General features: G+C 59.3%; 13 protein-coding genes and 2 pseudogenes. 10 read left to right on the top strand and 5 right to left on the bottom strand.

The features are described from left to right. Positions 1-47: 47 nt before the first annotated feature. The 7 genes from B0G71_RS37300 (at position 48) to B0G71_RS42310 (ending at position 9,095) form a co-directional block, all read left to right on the top strand. Complete coding sequence (locus B0G71_RS37300) at positions 48-923, top strand: SMP-30/gluconolactonase/LRE family protein (RefSeq protein WP_116149290.1); 876 nt, start codon at positions 48-50, stop codon at positions 921-923. A 61-nt stretch (positions 924-984) separates the two neighbouring features. Next, complete coding sequence (locus B0G71_RS37295) at positions 985-3,087, top strand: 3-hydroxyacyl-CoA dehydrogenase NAD-binding domain-containing protein (RefSeq protein ID WP_116149288.1); 2,103 nt, start codon at positions 985-987, stop codon at positions 3,085-3,087. Positions 3,088-3,114: 27 nt separating this feature from the next. Then, the gene (locus B0G71_RS37290; protein WP_116149286.1) at positions 3,115-4,299 is read left to right on the top strand and encodes an acetyl-CoA C-acyltransferase; all 1,185 of its coding nucleotides are present in this window, start codon (positions 3,115-3,117) and stop codon (positions 4,297-4,299) included. A gap of 50 nt (positions 4,300-4,349) precedes the next feature. Next, on the top strand, positions 4,350-6,017 hold the full coding sequence (locus tag B0G71_RS37285) for a long-chain-fatty-acid--CoA ligase (RefSeq protein WP_116149284.1): 1,668 nt from the start codon (positions 4,350-4,352) through the stop codon (positions 6,015-6,017). Between the two features lie 236 nt (positions 6,018-6,253). Continuing rightward, positions 6,254-7,321, top strand: coding sequence for a phosphotransferase (locus B0G71_RS37280; RefSeq protein WP_116149282.1), 1,068 nt, complete (start codon positions 6,254-6,256; stop codon positions 7,319-7,321). A 65-nt stretch (positions 7,322-7,386) separates the two neighbouring features. Then, the gene (locus B0G71_RS37275; RefSeq protein WP_116149280.1) at positions 7,387-8,592 is read left to right on the top strand and encodes an acyl-CoA dehydrogenase family protein; all 1,206 of its coding nucleotides are present in this window, start codon (positions 7,387-7,389) and stop codon (positions 8,590-8,592) included. A 212-nt stretch (positions 8,593-8,804) separates the two neighbouring features. Beyond that, entirely contained in the window at positions 8,805-9,095 is a 291-nt protein-coding gene (locus B0G71_RS42310; protein WP_116149278.1) for an antibiotic biosynthesis monooxygenase, read from the top strand. Between the two features lie 467 nt (positions 9,096-9,562). Here B0G71_RS42310 and B0G71_RS37265 read toward each other — a convergent pair whose 3' ends face one another. From B0G71_RS37265 to B0G71_RS37255, 3 genes are all read right to left on the bottom strand, one after another. Continuing rightward, positions 9,563-10,789: a porin gene (locus tag B0G71_RS37265; RefSeq protein ID WP_116149276.1), complete on the bottom strand. Its 1,227-nt coding sequence runs from the start codon at positions 10,787-10,789 to the stop codon at positions 9,563-9,565. Between the two features lie 83 nt (positions 10,790-10,872). Then, positions 10,873-12,198 carry an MFS transporter gene (locus tag B0G71_RS37260; RefSeq protein ID WP_116149274.1) on the bottom strand — a complete coding sequence of 442 codons (1,326 nt, stop codon included), beginning with the start codon at positions 12,196-12,198 and terminating at the stop codon, positions 10,873-10,875. Between the two features lie 55 nt (positions 12,199-12,253). Continuing rightward, a complete protein-coding gene (locus B0G71_RS37255) occupies positions 12,254-13,315 on the bottom strand; it encodes a lactonase family protein (RefSeq protein WP_116149272.1) in 1,062 nt (353 codons plus the stop codon). A gap of 246 nt (positions 13,316-13,561) precedes the next feature. Here B0G71_RS37255 and acnA point away from each other — a divergent pair, with 246 nt between their 5' ends. The 3 genes from acnA to B0G71_RS37240 are packed head-to-tail and all read left to right on the top strand — an operon-like array spanning position 13,562 to position 17,901. Beyond that, entirely contained in the window at positions 13,562-16,186 is a 2,625-nt protein-coding gene (gene acnA, locus B0G71_RS37250) for an aconitate hydratase AcnA (protein ID WP_116149270.1), read from the top strand. A gap of 48 nt (positions 16,187-16,234) precedes the next feature. Beyond that, positions 16,235-17,128 (top strand): GntR family transcriptional regulator, encoded by an 894-nt coding sequence (locus tag B0G71_RS37245; protein WP_116149268.1) that lies wholly within the window; start codon positions 16,235-16,237, stop codon positions 17,126-17,128. A 38-nt stretch (positions 17,129-17,166) separates the two neighbouring features. After that, entirely contained in the window at positions 17,167-17,901 is a 735-nt protein-coding gene (locus tag B0G71_RS37240) for an ABC transporter substrate-binding protein (protein WP_116149266.1), read from the top strand. A gap of 85 nt (positions 17,902-17,986) precedes the next feature. Here B0G71_RS37240 and B0G71_RS42305 read toward each other — a convergent pair. Together B0G71_RS42305 and B0G71_RS37230 are read right to left on the bottom strand one after the other, a co-directional pair. After that, positions 17,987-18,257, bottom strand: a pseudogene (locus tag B0G71_RS42305) (hypothetical protein); the annotation flags it as partial. Then, a pseudogene (locus tag B0G71_RS37230) lies at positions 18,255-18,657 on the bottom strand (integrase); the annotation flags it as partial. The pseudogenes B0G71_RS37230 and B0G71_RS42305, both read right to left, overlap by 3 nt. Positions 18,658-18,921 lie beyond the last annotated feature (264 nt).

Raw genomic sequence — 18,921 nt, 5'->3', positions numbered from 1 at the left:
GGCTGGGGGTTAGAACAGGCGTGCAACTACCTCGCAAGGAGACTGACATGCGAATTGAAGTGCTGGTGGATGTAAAGACGCATCTTGGTGAAGGACCGCTCTGGGATGTCGAAAGTCAACGCCTGTACTGGATTGACAGTACCGGAGCGAATGTTTTTCGAGCGACGCATCAGGGATGCGAGGTGCGTGCATGGGATATGCCTGAGCCGATAGGGTCGCTGGCGATTCGCAAGAACGGGGACGGTGCGGTGGTGTCTTTGCGGAACGGCTTTCATTTCCTGGACTTCGCGACTGGCGAGGTCGAGCTGATCATCGATCCGGAACCGGACAAGCCCGACAACCGCCTGAACGACGGCAAGGTCGACAAGCGTGGAAGATTCGTCGCCGGATCGATGGACCTGAAGGAGGCGGGGAAGAACGCCAGTCTCTACCGGCTGGACCCGGACCTCACGCTTCATAAGCTTGACGACAACATCATCGTCTCGAACGGACCATGCTGGAGTCCGGACGGGGAGACCTTTTACTTCACCGATTCGTGGTCCCGTGAGATCTGGGCATACGACTACGACCTGGAGACTGGAAGCGTCTCTAACCGTCGGGTCTTTGCGAAGGTTGACACCGTGACCGGCGCATCGGACGGGTCGACTGTCGACGCTGAGGGTTGCCTCTGGAATGCGCAGGTATATGACGGAAAACTCGTTCGTTATCTGCCTGACGGAAGCGTGGATCGTGTGATCGAAATGCCCGTCAAGAAGGTAAGCAGCGTGATGTTCGGGGGGCCAAATCTTGATGTTCTATACGTCACATCGATGGGAAAGCGTCACCTTCCAACTAACCCTCACGATGGCGTACAGCGTGGCAGTCTGTTTGCGATCTATGACCTTGGTATCCAGGGCGTTCCCGAAAACCGCTTCGGTGGGTAATGCAGGTCTTTTGTGCCGACGATCGAGTGAGCGGACTGACCGATTGAGACAGAGGTGAATTATGCTGGTGAACTATGAGGTAACTGAATCGGTCGCCGTCCTGACCATGCAACAGGCGCCCGTCAACGGATTGGGCTTGCCGCTCCGAAAGGCACTTCGCGAGATGTTACACAAGGCCTTTGACGACGCCACGATCAAGGGCGTCGTTCTGACAGGCGGCGAAAAGGTCTTCTCGGCGGGCGCTGACATCGAGGAGTTTGAGGCGGGTCTCGATGGACCTAATTTCGCGGACCCCTATCTGGGAAGCCTGGTTGATCTCGTGGAGGCTGCCGGGAAGCCGGTGGTGGCTGCGATATCTGGTGTATGCCTTGGGGGCGGTCTCGAACTCGTCCTTGGCTGCCACTACCGCGTCGCGGATTCGTCCGCGCGATTTGGATTGCCCGAGGTAAATCTCGGCATTCTTCCTGGCGCGGGTGGCACGCAGCGGCTACCTAGACTCATTGGCGTCGAGGGCGCTCTCGACCTGATCGTTTCGGGCGAAATGGTCGATTGCGAGCGTGCGGTGAGCCTTGGCCTGATTGACCGCGTGCTGGTGGATGAAGCTGAAGGTACCGCTGTCAAGAAGGCAGTGCAGCTTGCGTTGGAGGCGGCGTCTTCGGGACATTGGCCGCGGTTGCGCGACGTGGTCATCCGGATGCAGGCGAACGAGCTGTCGCAACTGATCGAAGCAAAGATAGCAACGTTGCGAAAGCCGTTGCCCGCTGCCCTGCAGTGCATTGACGCGGTAAGCTGGTCCGTTACGTTGCCGTTCGAGGAAGCGCTCGGGAAAGAATACGCGGCCCTTCGAGAACTCATGGCGTCTGCTGAATCGCAGGCGTTACGTCATGCGTTCTTCGCGGAGCGCCGCGCAGGGAAGATACAAGGCATTTCCCGGGAAGTGCCGGTGAGAGCGGTGACAAGCGTCGCCGTCATCGGGGCGGGCACGATGGGCTCGGGGATAGCCATGTGCTGCGCCAATGCCGGCATGCCGGTTATGCTGCTTGACACCAGCGAAGAGGCCGTGCAACGCGGCTTGCAGGGGCTGGCGGCGAACTATGGGGCGGCCATCAAGCGGGGCCGGCTGACTACGGAAGTTGCCGACCGCCGTCTCAGACTGATCAGTGGGTCTACCGACTTTTCAAGGATCGGGTCTGCAGATCTGGTGATCGAAGCGGTCTACGAGGACATGGCGGTCAAGGAAAGTGTGTTTCGTGCGATCGACAGCTTCGCTCAGCCAGACGCGATTCTCGCATCCAACACTTCGACGCTTGATCTGGACGCCATTGCTGGGTTCACGAGTCGACCCCAGGACGTCGTGGGTCTGCATTTCTTCAGCCCCGCCAATCTGATGCGACTACTTGAAGTGGTTCGCGGCGCGAAGACCCGGGATGAGGTGCTTGCGTCTGCCATGCAGTTTGCCCGCAAGATCGGAAAAGTTGGCGTGGTCGCGGGGGTCTGCGATGGCTTTATTGGCAACCGGATGTTCGAGGAGTATTTGCGTCAGGCGTACTTCCTGCTGGACGAAGGGGCAACACCCCTGCAGGTCGATCGCGCGCTTGAGGACTGGGGAATGGCGATGGGGCCGCTGGCGACGATGGATCTCGCAGGAAACGACATCGGGTTGGCCATCCGGAAGCGGCGCAAGATCGAACAACCCGACCGGCCGTATTCGGCGATCCCCGATCTTGTTGCCGAGATGGGCCGCTTCGGACAGAAGACCGGCGCTGGCTGGTACCGCTACGATCCGGTCACGCGGAAACGCCAGGCGGATCCGGAGATCGACTCACTGGTCCTCGAGTATGGAGCAAGAAATCACATCGCGCGTCGCGAAATCAGCGATGAAGAGATAGTCGCCCGATGCCTGTTCGCCCTGGCCAACGAGGGTGCGCTCATCCTGCGGGAAGGAATCGCACAGCGTGCATCAGACATCGACACGGTCTATCTGAACGGATATGGCTTTCCAGCGCATCGCGGCGGCCCGATGTTTTATGCAGACAAGATAGGTCTGCCCAACGTTCTCGCGCGGATTGAGGGCTTTCAGGCGGGCTACATGGGCGAGTTATGGCAGCCGGCATCCCTGCTCACAGAACTCGGGGAAACAGGGCAATCATTCGCCAGTGTTTAGGAACGACAGGATTCTGGAGAATCAATCATGCGAGAAGCAGTCATTGTCTCAACCGCCCGCACGCCAATTGGCAAGGCGTTTCGCGGCGCACTGAACAACACCATGTGCCCGACCCTGGCGGGTCACGCCATCCGCGAGGCAATCCGACGCAGCGGCATAGATGGCGTGGAGGTCGACGATTGCATTGTTGGCTCCTCACTCATGGTCGGCAGCTCGGGCTGGAACATTGGCCGAATGAGTGCCCTGGCCGCAGGGTTGCCGGATACGGTCGCCGGTATGAGCATGGATCGCCAGTGCGCGTCCGGGCTCATGTCGATAGCGACAGCGGCCAAACAGATCATCCACGACGGCATGAATATCGCCGTTGGGGCTGGCCAGGAATCGGTGAGTCTGACGCAGGGCGCCGGGTTTGACCTCGCGTTTGCCGCCAAGGATGAAAACGTCATTCGCCAGGCGCCTGCGGCGTATATGCCAATGCTCGAGACGGCCGAAAATGTGGCCAGGAGATACGGCATCAGTCGCGAAGCGCAAGATATGTATTCGTTGGCGAGCCAGAAGCGTATTGCAGCTGCTCAGGATGCTGGTCGCTTCGATGCCGAGATCGTTCCGATCAGTACCGTGAAGGCCGTGGTCGACAAAGCGACCAAAGCGGTGAGCTACGAGCCTGTCACCCTCAGTCGAGACGAGGGTAACCGCCCCGACACGACTCTAGAGGGTTTGCTTGCGCTAAAAGCCGTAATCCCGGGAGGCTGCATCACCGCGGGCAACGCGAGCCAGTTGTCAGACGGCGCGGCCGCCTGCGTGCTGATGGAGCGAGCGGTGGCCGAACGCAAGGGCCTGCACCCATTAGGCCTTTATCTGGGCATTGCGGTGGCGGGATGCAATCCGGACGAAATGGGAATCGGTCCGGTGTTCGCAGTCCCCAAGCTGCTCTCCCGTCATGGGCTCAAGGTCGATGACATCGGCCTGTGGGAGCTGAATGAGGCATTCGCGGTACAGGTCCTCTACTGTCGTGACCGACTCGGGATTCCCGACGAGCGGCTCAACGTTGACGGCGGTGCAATCGCTATCGGTCACCCCTACGGCATGAGTGGCGCGCGCATGGTCGGCCATGCCTTAATCGAAGGAAAGCGTCGTGGGGTGCGGTATGTGGTCGTGACCATGTGCGTCGGCGGTGGCATGGGGGCCGCAGGACTGTTCGAGGTACTCTAGAAAACAGTTCCGCGCCAACAACGCGGCTGCAAGCAGGTAGGAGGAACACCATGGAATACGCTCATTTTCGCTACTGGCCTGGCCGTTTGCCAAAAACGCTTGCCTACCCGGCGACCGGCATTCACCACAACCTCGCAGTTTCGGCACGGCGCTACCCGGCGCGCCCATTCCTCGAATTCTACGGCGCAACGCTCACCTACAGAGCTGCTCTTGATGAATCCGAGCGCCTCGCGGGCTTCCTGCAACAGGACTGTGGACTGCAAAAAGGAGATCGAGTGCTGCTCGATATGCAGAACAGTCCGCAGTTTGTGCTGGCGTACTACGCCATCCTGCGCGCTGGCGGGATGGTCGTGCCGGCTAATCCGATGTACAAGACCGGCGAGCTCGGGCATCTGATTGACGATTCCGGAGCTGTGATCGCCGTGGTCGGCCAGGAGGTTTTTGCCGAACTCGCTCCCCTCGTCGGCCTTGGGTCGCTGCGCCACGCAGTGGTGGCAACCTACTCGGACTATCTTCCCGAAGCGGTTGATCTTCCAATGCCCGATGTTATTCGTGCACCCCAAACGGTGGTCTCGGGACCGGGCGTGACCTACTGGGGCGACGCGCTTGCGATGAACAGGACGCCTGCAGCCGATACGACGGAGCCCTCCGACTGGTGCGTGTTGCCCTACACGTCGGGATCGACTGGGAAGCCCAAGGGCTGCATTCACACACATGCAACGGTAATGGCAACGACTGTCGGCGGAGCGCTCTGGAAGTCAGCAACCCCGATGTCGGTCATTCTCGGCACCGCGCCAATGTTTCATGTAACGGGCATGCAGCACAGCATGAATCTGGCTGTCTACGCCGGCGCGTCGCTCGTCATACTCCCGCGCTGGGACGCCTCCGTCGCGGCGGCCCTTATCGAGCGCTACAGATGCACGCATTGGGACGCCGTGCCGGCCATGGTCATCGACGTCCTGGTTGATCCGAAGTCCGTCGATCGGGACCTGTCGAGCATGCTGATGATCGGCGGCGGAGGCGTGTCGATGCCAGAGGCGATGGCACAGAAGCTTGTCGAGCGCTGCGGCATTCCGTTTCTGGAGAGCTACGGGATGACGGAAACAATTTCTCAGACCCACTACAACCCTCCGGACCGCGCAAAGAAGCAGTGCATCGGCATCCCGCACTTCGGTGTCGAATCGCTGATAGTCGATCCTGAATCTGGGAAACCCGTACCGACGGGCGAATCCGGTGAGATTGTGATCCGGGGTCCGCAATTGCTGGTTGGCTACTGGAAGAACGATGCTGCGTTCGCGGAGTCGTGGATCGAGATAGATGGCCGGTCATTCTTTCGTACGGGCGATCTCGGGCGGGTGGACGAAGACGGCTACTTCTTTATCACCGACCGGCTCAAGCGGATGATCAACGCGGCCGGATACAAGGTTTGGCCTGCCGAAATCGAAGCCATGATGTACCACCATCCGGCCGTTCGTGAGTGCTGCGTCATCGGGGCACCGGACGAACGGCGAGGCGAAACGGTGAAGGCAGTGGTTGTACTTCGGGAAGGCGTTACCGACGTGACCGCCGAGGCGTTGATCGAATGGGCACGTTCGCAAATGGCGGTCTACAAGGCGCCTCGCATTGTTGAGTTCGTCGATGAGATTCCCCGCGGCGGCACGGGCAAAGTAATGTGGCGCGAACTGCAGGAAAAGGCATTTGGTCGCGGCAAGGCGTAACGGTCCGCTGGCTGCCTCCGCTCGTTGGGAACGGGCGGGATCAATGGGGCGGGGCTCGCCACGAACCGGATGCTGCCGTCGGGTATCGCCGACAATCCATGCGGATGCGGGAGGGGGAGGCGACGGGCATCGCGCGGTGCTGCAGAAACGCATGATCCGCCTTGCGCACAAACGCGCGGCCGCCTTGGGCCATTGCGCCTGGCGAGTCTGCGGTCCTATGTGATAACGGAGGGACCATGAGTAATGATTTTGAGGGCACCGACCCGGTGCAACAGCGGCACGCTTTTGACCACGATCGACTGGCTCAATATCTGTCGCAACATGTCGACGGTTTCGCGGGTGGGCTCACGGTTGAGCAATTCAAGGGTGGCCAGTCGAACCCGACGTACCTGCTCAAGTCTGGCGACGCTCGCTACGTGCTTCGTCGCAAGCCATCAGGCAAGCTGCTTCCCTCGGCGCACGCTGTGGACCGGGAATATCGTGTGATGAGCGCGCTGCGCGAAACCGAAGTTCCAGTCGCCCGGACCTATTGTCTCTGCGAGGACGACTCCGTGATCGGAAGCGCCTTCTACGTGATGGAGTTTGTCGAGGGCCGCATATTGTGGGATCCCGCGCTGCCCGGCATGACCCCGTCAGAGCGGGGTGCCATTTATGCAGAAATGAATCGCGTGATCGCGGCACTTCACAACGTGGCCCCGGATGCCGTTGGCCTCGGCACCTTCGGAAAGGCGGGCAATTACTTTCAGCGCCAAATCGCGCGCTGGACCAAGCAATACCGTGCGTCGGAATCAGAAACCATTGAGGCGATGGACAGGCTCATTGACTGGTTGCCCGAACATATTCCAACGGGAGACGAGGCTTCTATCGTCCATGGCGATTTTCGGCTCGACAACCTGATTTTTCACCCGACCGAACCACGCGTCCTTGCAGTGCTTGACTGGGAATTGTCGACGCTTGGCCATCCGCTGGCGGATTTCGCATACCACATGATGGCCTGGCGACTGCGACCGAGCGAGTTCCGGGCGTTGCTCGGCTACGATCTGGCGGAGTTGGGCATTCCCAGTGAAGACGTGTATCAGAAGGAATATTGCCGACGTACGGGTCGCGGCGCGATTGACCCCGACCACTGGGACTTCTATCTGGCCTACAACATGTTCCGTCTGGCCGGGATTCTTCAGGGAATTATGGGCCGCGTTCTGGACGGAACGGCGACCAGCGACAGTGCCATGGAGAACGGCAAACTGGCGCGGCCGATTGCCGAGGCGGCGTGGCGCCAGGTTGAGCGCCTGCACGGACGTCATTAGACCAGGGCGCTACAAGCACTAACTTATGCGGCGCATACGCTGCTATCACTCAAGATGGGGTTGGCATGGATTTCGATTACACACCGAAGGTCAGGGAACTGCAGGCGCGCCTCAGTTCGTTTATGGACGAGTACGTCTACCCGAATGAAAGGAGGTTTTTCACGGAGGTGGAGGAGGGTGGCCCGTGGAAAGTTCCAGCAGTAATCGAAGAACTCAAGCCGGTTGCAAAGGGACAGGGCTTGTGGAACTTCTTTCTGCCGCACTCTGAACATGGCGCTGGACTGACGAACCTGGAATACGCACCTTTGTGCGAGATCATGGGACGTTCGCTGCTCGCCCCTGAGATCTTCAACTGCAACGCGCCCGACACAGGCAACATGGAGGTTCTTGCCCGGTACGGTTCGGATGAGCACAAGAAGCAGTGGCTTGAGCCATTGCTCGCCGGCGAAATTCGCTCGTGTTTCGCGATGACCGAGCCGGAGGTGGCATCGAGTGATGCAACCAATATCGAGTCGCGGATTTTGCGCGATGGCGACGACTACGTGATCAACGGACGTAAGTGGTACTCAACGGGTGCGATCGACCCCCATTGCAAGATCTTTATCTTTATGGGCAAGTCTGATCCGGAAAATCCGGACCGGCACAAACAGCAGTCAATGATCCTCGTGCCGCGCGACACCCCGGGCGTGAAGGTGATCCGCGCGGTGCCGGTCTTCGGCTTCTATGGCATGCCCGACCGTGCCGGAGAAGTTGTGTTCGAAAATGTCCGAGTACCGGCCGGGAATATTCTGCTTGGCGAGGGCCGCGGATTCGAGATTGCTCAAGGACGCCTGGGGCCCGGGCGAATTCACCACTGCATGAGGTTGATCGGCCTCGCGGAGCGTTCTCTTGAACAGATGTGCAGGCGCAGCCTGACGCGGGTGGCCTTCGGTAAGCCCATCGCCGAGCAGGGCGTTACGTTGGAGCGGATCGCGGAGGCCCGGATTATGATCGATCAGACCAGGTTGTTGACGCTTAAGGCTGCCCACATGATGGATACGGTAGGTAACAAAGGTGCGAAGGCTGAGATCGCAATGATCAAGGTCGCGGCGCCCAACATGGCAGGCAAGATCGTTGATTGGGCCATTCAGGCTTTCGGAGCCGCAGGACTGAGTAACGATTTTGGACTCGGCGCTGCCTATGCACTTGCCCGTCTTCTGCGCATTGCCGATGGGCCCGATGAGGTGCATCGAAATCAGATTGGCAAACTCGAACTCGCCAAGTACAAGTGACGGGCGAGGTTATGGTTGAAGCGTTCGCGATTGCGAACGCTCTTACGCGATTTACAACATGGCGATATGCCAGGCCGACGGGAGAACCCCGAAGGGGCGTTTCGCCATCAAAGGCTTGTCGGCGCATAGACGACCGTAAGCGCGGGCATAAGGCGCATTTTCCTGCATTCTGCAAGGCGTGGACGGCGGGATTCACCAAAGTAGAGGAAGTCATGGTTACAGAAATCGCAGTCCTTACGATCAATGTCGGACAAGAAGAGCTGTTTGAGGCCGCCTTTCCTTCTGCAGCAGCGGTGCTAGGAAGCGCTGACGGATATCTCTCTCATGAACTGCATCGCTCGATTGAAACGCCGAATCGATTCACGTTGTTGGTCCGCTGGGAATCGGTCGAACACCATACTAAGGGATTTCGTGAAACGCCGCGCTTTGCCGAGTGGCGGGGGCATATCGGCGCGTTTTTTGCGTCCGCGCCGCAGATGGAGCATGCAATCCGGGTAGTATGAGAGAGCGATAACAAAACTTGTCGTTGCCCAAGGACGCGGGCTTGCTCGGATAGGGCTAGTTGCATAATATGCGGCCCCGGTCCGGTATAAGGAGGTTCGATCAGTTTGCGTTTTTGCTGCGAGAGCGCGCGGCCCTCTTTTTGGGCGATCGCCTCTGGCACCGCCGAATGACGTTCTGAATTGTTCTGCGTCACATGCGGCGGCTGCAATGCACCGGACGGTCCGATTTTCGGACATCAATGAGGGGAATTTTCGGCGCAATTTGACGCCGGGAGCACTGTGTCTGGAGAAGTTAGCGCGATTCGTTTGACGGCAAGTGAGCGGTAGAGAACGACCCAGATGGAATGGACCCAAACGAGCCAATTGAGAAATGCGTGAGTGTGACTCATTGACCTTTGAAAGCGGTCGTTGCTATCGGTTCGGCGCCCATGTCGCTCGGAACGATTCCGGCGCGATGAGCGCTCGCTTCAGAATTTATGACGGATGCCCACGCGCAACGAAGCCTGCTTATCGTTTGTCGAAGGTGTCAAACCGGTGATCTGTGCCACAGCGCTCTGCCCTAACGAGTCAGTGCCACTCGCCTTCTCATAGACCGCGATGGTGTAGACGTCGGTGCGCTTGGACAGGAAGTAGTCCAGTCCCGCGCTAAACAGGTTGTAGTTCGCCCCACCTTTACCGCTCGCCCCGCCGTTACGCGTGTAATCGTAGGCGATGCCAGCAAGAAGAGACGGCGTGAACTGATACTTCGCGTTCACTTCTACGTTGTTGAATGCCGCAGTACCTTTGTAGTGCAGTGTGTTCGGTCCAGACGCGGAACCCATATCTTCGAACCTTGTGTTCGAATAGGCGAGGTTGACATTGAGCGAACCAAGCGTCAGACCAGCACCGACGCCCGCGATCTCGAGACGATTCGCAGAGGCGTATCCGGCAAAGACCGGGTTACTCTGGGGACTCGTCGCGCTTCCGAAACTACCCAGGTTGTTGGTCGTAGCCGGTCCCGCATTCGGATTAGCCCCGAAAAACGACGTGTTCGGGTTCCGAATGTTGAGGTAGCCCGCGCCGATTGAAAACGGACCATTCGCGTAAGCAGCGCCGCCTCCCCAGATCCAGTTATTCGAAAACGAACCCGGCGTGCCACCCAACGTCATCATGGCTTCGACGGTCAGCCCGCGGTAGCTGTTACTGCGGAACTTGATCGAGTTGTTGATCCGACGTGTGTTGAGCGCGTTATCAAGATCGCTCGGGTGCGAGGACATGTATCCGCCCCATTGCGGCGCCGCGAGAAACGGCCCGTACAGATCCACGACGGGATCGTACTGACGACCCAACGTCAGGGTTCCAACCGGATTGCCCAAACCGACGTAAGCCTGCCGGCCGAACATCGCGCCCCCCTGATTCAGCACGCCGTTGTTGCTATAGAAACCGCTTTCGAGCAGGAAAAGCGCCTTCAGACCGCCGCCCAGGTCTTCGCTGCCCTTCAATCCCCAGCGGCTGCCCTGCAATCCGGCCGAACCGCCTTCGATCATCGCAATCTGGTGTCCGCCTTTGAGACCTGTAGCGGTCTTGGCCGTTTGCACGTTGTTGGTGTAGTTCAAGCCGCTGTCGATGATGCCATACAGCGTGACGTTGCTTTGCGCATAGGTAAATCCGGTTGATAAACTCAGGATAACTAACGTAGCATAATGCGCTTTCATTGAAAATTCTTCTCCGGAATGTAGTTCTTGTTTCGCTAACAGACTTCAGGCGCTTGTCTGACGCCCGGGCGCGCAGTCACTGTCTAGTGCCCTTGACTGGCGACAGCTCCGGCAGCATCAACTGCTTTGCGCTCATTGATCCGGATGAAGAAGGTCATCAGGAACGACAACACGAGCAATGCCGAAAGGAACAAAAGACCCGGTGTCGCACTCTGCCCAGACCCCTTGATATATCCAATCGCAAACGGTCCCACAAAGCCACCGAGATTACCGACTGAGTTAATCACGGCAATCGATACCGCAGCGGTGGAACGCGTGAGGAACAGCGTTGGCAAGGCCCAGAACGGCGACTTGAAAGCGTAAAGGCCAGCAAGACTCAGGCTGATCATCGTGATCGACACATACGGATTGGTCGTGAGCCCGGCGCCAAGCAGCGCCAATGCGGCGACCGCGAGCGGTATCGCTGAATGCAGGCGCCGCTCACTGTGTCGGTCCGAACTGCGCGACCACAACACCATGACGATGGTCGCAAAGATGTAGGGAATCATTGCGATGAGCCCGACCTGGGTGTGACTCAATGCCTTCGAAAATCCCCTGATGATCTGTGGCATCCAGTAACCGACGCCCAGACTGCCGCACTGATACACGAAATAGATGAACGACAGGTACAACACCTTCGGGTTGGTCATCGCCTTGAGCGAGCCGAAGTGTTTCGCGTCCGGGCGCGCTTTGCGGTCATTGGCCAGTTCGTTAAGCAGCCAGTCCCGCTCTTCGGGTTTGAGCCACTTTGCGTCAGCAGGTCGATCGGTTAGATAGAGAAAGCACATGACGCCGCCAATCAAGGCCGGAATGCCTTCAAGAACGAGCATCCACCGCCACCCACTCCAGTTCAGCCAGTGGACGGTATCCATGATCCAGGTGCTTAGCGGCGCACCGATGATGTACGACACGGGGATGGCCGCGGTAAAGAGCGCAACTGTCGTGGCGAGTTCTTTGGCACGGAACCAGTACGTCAGGTAGACGATGATGCCGGGGAAGAAGCCTGCCTCGGCCACCCCCAGCAAAAATCGAAGGACGTAAAGCTGTGTGGCGTTCTGCACGAAAGCGGAGATAACCGAGACGATCCCCCACGTAACAAGGATACGTGCGATCCATACGCGCGCCCCGAACCTGTTGAGCATGACATTGCTGGGCACCTCGAACAGAAAATAGCCGATGAAAAAGATGCCCGATGCGAAGCCGAACGCCTCGCTTGTCAACGCCAGATCGCGGTTCATCTGTAACGCGGCATAGCCAATGTTTGCGCGGTCCAGGTAGGAGATGATGTACAGGATGAAAACGAACGGAATGATGCGCCAGGCGATCTTGCGAACAAGGGCACGCTCGTCGATTGCGGTTGCAGCTTGCATGTGGACCTCCATCTACGGGCGCGCCCGCTGGATTTCTTGAAATCGAAATTGCGGGTTACGCCTGATGTTGCGAGAACACCATGCACACAGGGCTGCCTGATTCGACAGAAAAGCCGGTGGGCTTCAGTTGTCCCATGGACGGATCGACTGCGAACGCAACAATGCTGTCGCTTTCCTCGTTCAGTGCGTACATGAAGCGACCGTCGGGTGTGCAGGTCATGAAGCGCGGCGTGCGTCCCAGGGTCGGCACCGCGTCGACAAAGGTCAGGTGTCCGCTTGTCTGGTCGATTCTGAACAGTGCGATGCTGTCGTAGCCACGATTCGACGCGTACACGAAGCGGCCAGTGCGATCGACTTCAATCTCCGATGCACGGCTATTGCCCGTGAAGGTATCGGGCAACGAAGACACGATCTGCACTGGCGTCAAGGCGCCGTTGGCGGCTGAATAGCGGTAGGTCGTCACCGTCGAGTCAAGCTCGTTCACGACATACGCATAGGCGCCATTGGGGTGAAAAGCCAGGTGGCGCGGACCCGACGTCTCACGTGCAACGACGAAGGCCGGGGATGCGGGCGTCAATTGGCCATCCTTGAAGCGGAACGTGAAGATACGGTCAAGTCCCTTGTCCGGAACGATGACAAACTGGCCGGTCGGATCGAACGGATTGAAGTGGGGTTTGGACTGCTTCTGCTCGATACGATGTGGACCGATCGGGCCTTCGAGATGAACCAGTTGAGTCAGTTCCTGCAGCGAGCCGTCCGCGGCAATCGGCAGGACGGCAACGCTCGAGCCGATGTGATTCGACACCACGATGTAACGTCCCGAAGGATCGATCGCGAGATGTACCGGGTTCTTGCCCTGTGTGCTCTGCCGGTTCATAAACGTGAGCTCGCCCGACGTCTTGTCCACCTTGAATGCACTGATGTGGCTCATGTCACCGTGCACGGTGTAAAGACGCTCGCCGTCGCCGCTCAGAGCGAGGAACGATGGATTGACCAGGTCCTTGACGAGTTGGACGAATGTGAGCGCGCCCGTTTCCGTATTGACCTGATACACACTGATCCCGTCGCCGTGGGCGTTCCGCTCGCGGGTCGTCCGCGATCCGACATAAGCAAACATGGGTTTCTTTCCTTTGAAATCTTTGTGAGGTGCTGCTGTTTCCCCGGCAGAAGCCGACCGGACGATAGGTCCTAATACGGCCAATGCACCCAGCGCCGCAGTTCCTTGAACGAGGCGTCGTCGGGCATGGTTCGGGCCCTTTTTACACAGGTCACGATCGTCTTCTTCCACGGGATGTCTCCGAATTGTTTATTTGGGGTTTGCACTAGATTGCATTTTTACCTGGCAAAGTGCAAAAATACAGTCATGGAAAACACTTACTCCCCCACCGAGGCTCGTCTGAACGTCGATGGCGCGTCATATCGCTACGTCGACCTGCCCAGGATGTTCGGCGACAAGCTGCGCGAATTGCCCGTCGTACTGCGTCTGCTGCTGGAAAACGTCATCAGGAACACCGAGGGCGAAGAACGCCAGCAGGCCGTGGACGGCATCCTCGGGTGGGCGGTGCACGCGACCAGCGAAGCTGAGATCGCGTTCCAGCCCAACCGGGTGTTGATGCATGACACGACGAGCACCCCCGCGCTGGTGGACATTGCCGGCATGAGGGACGCACTGGCGGAGGCGGGAGCAGACCCTGCAGCCCTCAATCCGGTACTGCCTGTCGATTCATCGGTCGATCATTCGCTTGCCGTCGAATACTTTGCGCAGCCCGATGCGGCGCCGCTGAACCTGCAACTCGAACTACGTCGCAATGGAGAGCGCTACCGCTTTTTGCGCTGGGCCTCGAAGGCGTTGAAGGGTGTGCGCATCCATCCGCCGGGCACCGGGATCATGCATACGATCAATCTCGAGCAACTCGCCACCGTTGTGACAACGGTGGCGCGTGACGGAGACCGGTGGGCGGTGCCGGATACGCTGATTGGCACGGACAGTCACACGCCAATGATCAACGGCATTGGCGTTCTTGGCTGGGGCGTGGGTGGACTCGAGGCGCAAACCGTCATGTTCGGCATGCCGGTGATGCAACGCATCCCCGACGTGATCGGCGTGCGGCTAACACAGGCAATGCGGCCCGGCGTGCTGGCCACTGATCTCGCGCTGACCGTCACGCAGCGACTTCGCGCCATTGGTGTGTCCGGCGAGTTCGTCGAATTTTTTGGGCCCGGTGTCGCGACGCTTAGCGCAGGCGACAGGGCTGTCGTTGCCAACATGGCCCCGGAATACGGCGCATCGACTGGCTTCTTCCCGGTCGATCAGCACACGCTCGACTATCTGCGCACGACAAACCGTCGGGAACCGTCAATCAGGCTGGTCGAAGCGTTCACGCAACGAGCCGGTTTGTGGTTCGATCCGCAGGCCGAGCCGCGTTACACGCGCACCATTGACATTGATTTGGCCAGCATCGGCATGCACGTCGCTGGTCCTCGCCGACCGCAGGACCTGCTCGATTACACGCAGACCGCAGAAGCGCTCGCAAGGCTCGACTTCCATCCAGCGGAATCACATCCGTTGATGCCCAAGCATCCAGTTGCGATTGCCGCGATAACAAGTTGCACGAACACGTCCGATCCTGCGCTACTCATCGCCGCCGGTCTGCTTGCTCGCAAGGCGCGGGCATCAGGCCTGAAAGTGCCGTCGTGGATCAAGACCTCTCTTGGTCCCGGGTCGCCCGCTGCCGCCGACTACCTCAAGCGGGCCGATCTGATTGACGATCTGTCAGCTGTCGGATTCGACATCGTCGGCTACGGCTGCACGACCTGCATTGGAAATTCAGGGCCGTTGACTGCCCCGGTCCGTGATGGGATGGCTCAGAGAAGCATCTATCCTGTAGCGATGCTGTCGGGAAACCGGAACTTTCCAGGCCGCATCCATCCGGATCTTGATCTTGGCTTCATCATGTCGCCACCGCTCGTAATTGCCTTTGCGCTTGCGGGTGACGCGCAAATCGACCTGAGCCGTGACCCGATCCAGCGGACTGTCGACGGCAAACCCGTCTATCTAAGCGACCTCTGGCCCAGCCGCGAAGAAGTCGCCGAGCTCGTTGCCTTAGCCGCCGATCCGCGTGATTATCCGCGTGCCTTCGCGCTCGCCAGCGAAAATCCGGCCTGGCACAAGCTCGACGCACCCGATAGCGCGCAGTTTCCCTGGAATCCGGCGTCAACCGCCCTGCGCAGACCGCCTTTCGCCTCCGCGACGCAGGGCAGCCAGCTCGGAGAATTCAGCGCATACCCGCTGCTTGTGCTCGGCGACGACGTGACGACCGATCACATCTCGCCCGCCAGCGCGATCCCGAAGGACAGCTACGTCGCTGATTTTCTCGTCTCGCGCGGTGACGATCGCGACGACCTTAACGTCTTCGCGTCACGTCGCGGCAACTGGGAAGTGATGGTGCGCGCGGCTTTCTACAACAGGACGCTCGTCAACCGCCTGCATGCTGGCATGCCGGTCGCGCATACGCTGCACGTACCGAGCGGCGATGTGCTGCCGATTTTCGAAGTCGCCCAGCGCTACCAGCAGGATGGCGATTCTGTCGTGCTCGTCGCGGGTGAACGTTACGGCACGGGCTCGTCGCGCGACTGGGCAGCCAAGGGACAGAGGTTGCTTGGCATCCGCGCGGTGCTGGCCGTCAGCTTCGAGCGTATTCATCGCTCGAACCTGATTGGCATGGGCATTCTTCCGCTTCGGTTTGCGTCCGGCGCAAGCGCGGATTCCCTTGATATTGGGCCGGGTGATAAGCTCGAAGTCGACGCGCCCGCTGATACGCTGTCACCTCGTTGCAAGATCCCCGTGCGTATCGTGCGAGCAAGCGGAAAGGTGCAAGCCATCGAAGCGACGGCGGCGGTTGAAACCCGGCTCGAATGTACGCTGTTGCGTTCGGGAGGCGTCATCCCGCTGATATTGCAAAGAAGTCTGGCGACGCAGGAGGTTTGAGACATAGCCACTGCTGCGTTTGCGTTTAAAGCAGAAGGCAAAGCTCACATGATTGACAGATCCATTGCGACCCAGATTGTTGAACTGATCAGGACAGAAGAACTTGACGCAGGCGCGCATCTGCCGGCGCAGATGCTCGCGGACCGGTTGCGCGTCTCCCGTTCGCCCGTCAATGAGGCGCTTGCCCTGTTACATGAAAAAGGCATCCTGACGCGCGAGAAGAATCGGGGGTTCTTTGTCGCAAAGCCTGTCATCGAACCGCTATCGGATCTCGTGGGAGAACTGGGGCTGGCCGAAACCGACCTCGTGACAAGTGCGTATTTCCAGATCGCGGATGATCGCCTGAAAGGCGAATTGCCTGACGAGTTCTCCGAACAGCTGATTCGCAACCGGTACGGATTGACCAGCGCACAGTTGACAACGGTGATGGGACGTATCGCACAGGAGGGCTGGGCCGAGCGCAAGCCCGGTTACGGATGGCAGTTCTCATCGATGCTGACAACGCCCGACAGTCTGTTGAAATCATACCGGCTACGTCTTGCGCTCGAACCGGCCGCGTTGCTGGAGCCTGGATACCGGCTCGAGCGCAAGGCGCTCGAACGATGTCGCGACGTGGAAAAGCATCTGCTTGCAGGCGGCATCGAAACGGACACCGCAGACCAACTGCACGAGCGGGGTGTGCGGTTTCACGAGTCACTGGTTGAGGCTTCCGGGAACGGTTTTTTTATTGACACGATCCGGCGGGTCAACCGTGTACGCCGCCTGCTGTCGTATCGCTCCATGCAGCATCGGGAGCGCTATGTCGAACACGCGAAGCAACATCTGCATCTGCTTGATCTGCTTGAACGTGAGCGAAACGAGGAAGCGTCCGAGGCAATGCGGGAGCACCTGCTTCACACGCTCGATGCGTTGTCCCGTATCAGCGAAATTCTTGAACCTTAGACCGCGTGCTCAAAAATGCGGTCACAACGAAAGCATCCATGAACATCGATCAATCCGTTGTCGCCGCGTTTGCGCCAACTGGCAAGCTCCGCGCATCTATCAACCTCGGCAATCCGATTCTTGCGAATAAACATCCGGAAACCGGCGAGCCCTTTGGCGTCTCGGTCGATCTTGCGCGGGCGTTCGCCGGGAGGCTCAACGTCGAACTGGAGCTGGTGGTCTTTGACGCGGCCGGGAAATCAGTTCAGGCAGTGGGTGAGGAGCGCGCTGATTTCGGCTTCTTTGCGGTCGATCCACTGCGTGGCAAGACGATTGCATTCACGGCACCCTACGTATTGATCGAAGGCTTCTATCTCGTTCGGGATGAATCACCCATCAAAACCAATCAGGATGTCGACCACGCGAAGAACCGCGTCGCTGTTGGCCAGGGAAGCGCTTATGACTTGTTCCTGACCCGTGAACTGAAGGCGGCCCAGATCGTTCGCGCGCCGACTTCGCCAAGCGTCGTAGCGACTTTCCTCGAACAGAATCTGGAGGTGGCAGCCGGAGTGAAGCAGCAGCTCGAGGCTGATGCACGAAAGGCCGTTGGGCTGCGATTGCTCGACGAGCGGTTCATGGTGATCCAGCAGGCGATGGGTACGCCGAAGAGTCGAGGCAGTACCGCGGCCGAGGTGCTGGGCACTTTTGTCGAGGACATGAAGGCGTCGGGATTCGTGGGTGATTCCCTGAGGCGCCATGGAATCGTCGGCGCGTCTGTAGCGCCGGAAGCATAGTCGCGGCGGTTGGGATCAATGGCTGCTTTGCGCCTAGATGTGGTCGCACACGGGACCCCAATGAGTGACTCTTCATGGCCCGACATTAGCCCTTCGCCGTCGAACTGTCGTGCCAATTCTCAGCGCCCGGAGCGGACAGGTCACCAACGAGTACAGCGAACTCAAGAAGGTTCACCGTTCGACCGAGACGGTTCTTTATGCCGTCACCCCAAGCCTGCACGTGAACGCCCGGCATGAGATAGGCCGCAAGTTCGGCGGCATCCTCAGCGACGTGCCGTCGTCCAGCAACGCGCCTCGCGCTCTCCTTTAGGTCCGAACAGTGGCAACACAACTTCGCCCTGCACGTCCATCGGTTGCACCAACCACGCAAACATGACATTGAGGATCACCATGGCCTGTCGCCGGCTCGACTCCGACAGGGGACCGTAGAACGGCCGCCAGCGAGGGTCGTTGCGTGGATGTTTGCGTCCGCCGTCAGCGCGCCGCTGGTTGCGGATCGCCGAGAAAGTGCTGATAGACGAGCAGGTCCTCGTGCGTGAGCGAGGAGAGGGGCTTGCCCATCTGCAGGGTGGACGATAGCAGCAGCCGTTCGGCTTCCTTGCGGTAGTTGTCGAACGTCGTCTTCGTCCCGACGAAGCGGGCGAGCCACGCACGGACCGCATCGGGTTCGGTATCAGCGGCGACCTGCATGTGGCCGGTTGCGCGGTTCGTGCCGTGGCGGCCATCGAGAGTGGCGGGCACTTCAAGCGCGTCGATCGGGGCGCGGGGCGGAAACGGCGGTTTTCATGGGCGAAGACGCGGCGAGGGCGGATGCCCGGTGGGACGTAACTCGTTACGGACGGCCTGGCCGTTGGGTCTGACGGCCGGCCGCTCTGGAACTTCCATGTACACAGGCGACGTTGACGATCAATCTCACTGCCCCCGCCGGACGTGAATGCCCTGCTGCCGGGTGCAGGCGGCCATTATGATTTCGGCCCAAAGGTGGGGAACAATATTACTTTAAAAACGGGAACAGATTTA

Source organism: Paraburkholderia sp. BL27I4N3, assembly GCF_003386115.1.
Lineage (GTDB): Bacteria > Pseudomonadota > Gammaproteobacteria > Burkholderiales > Burkholderiaceae > Paraburkholderia.
This window is presented reverse-complemented; position numbering and strand designations above follow the sequence as displayed.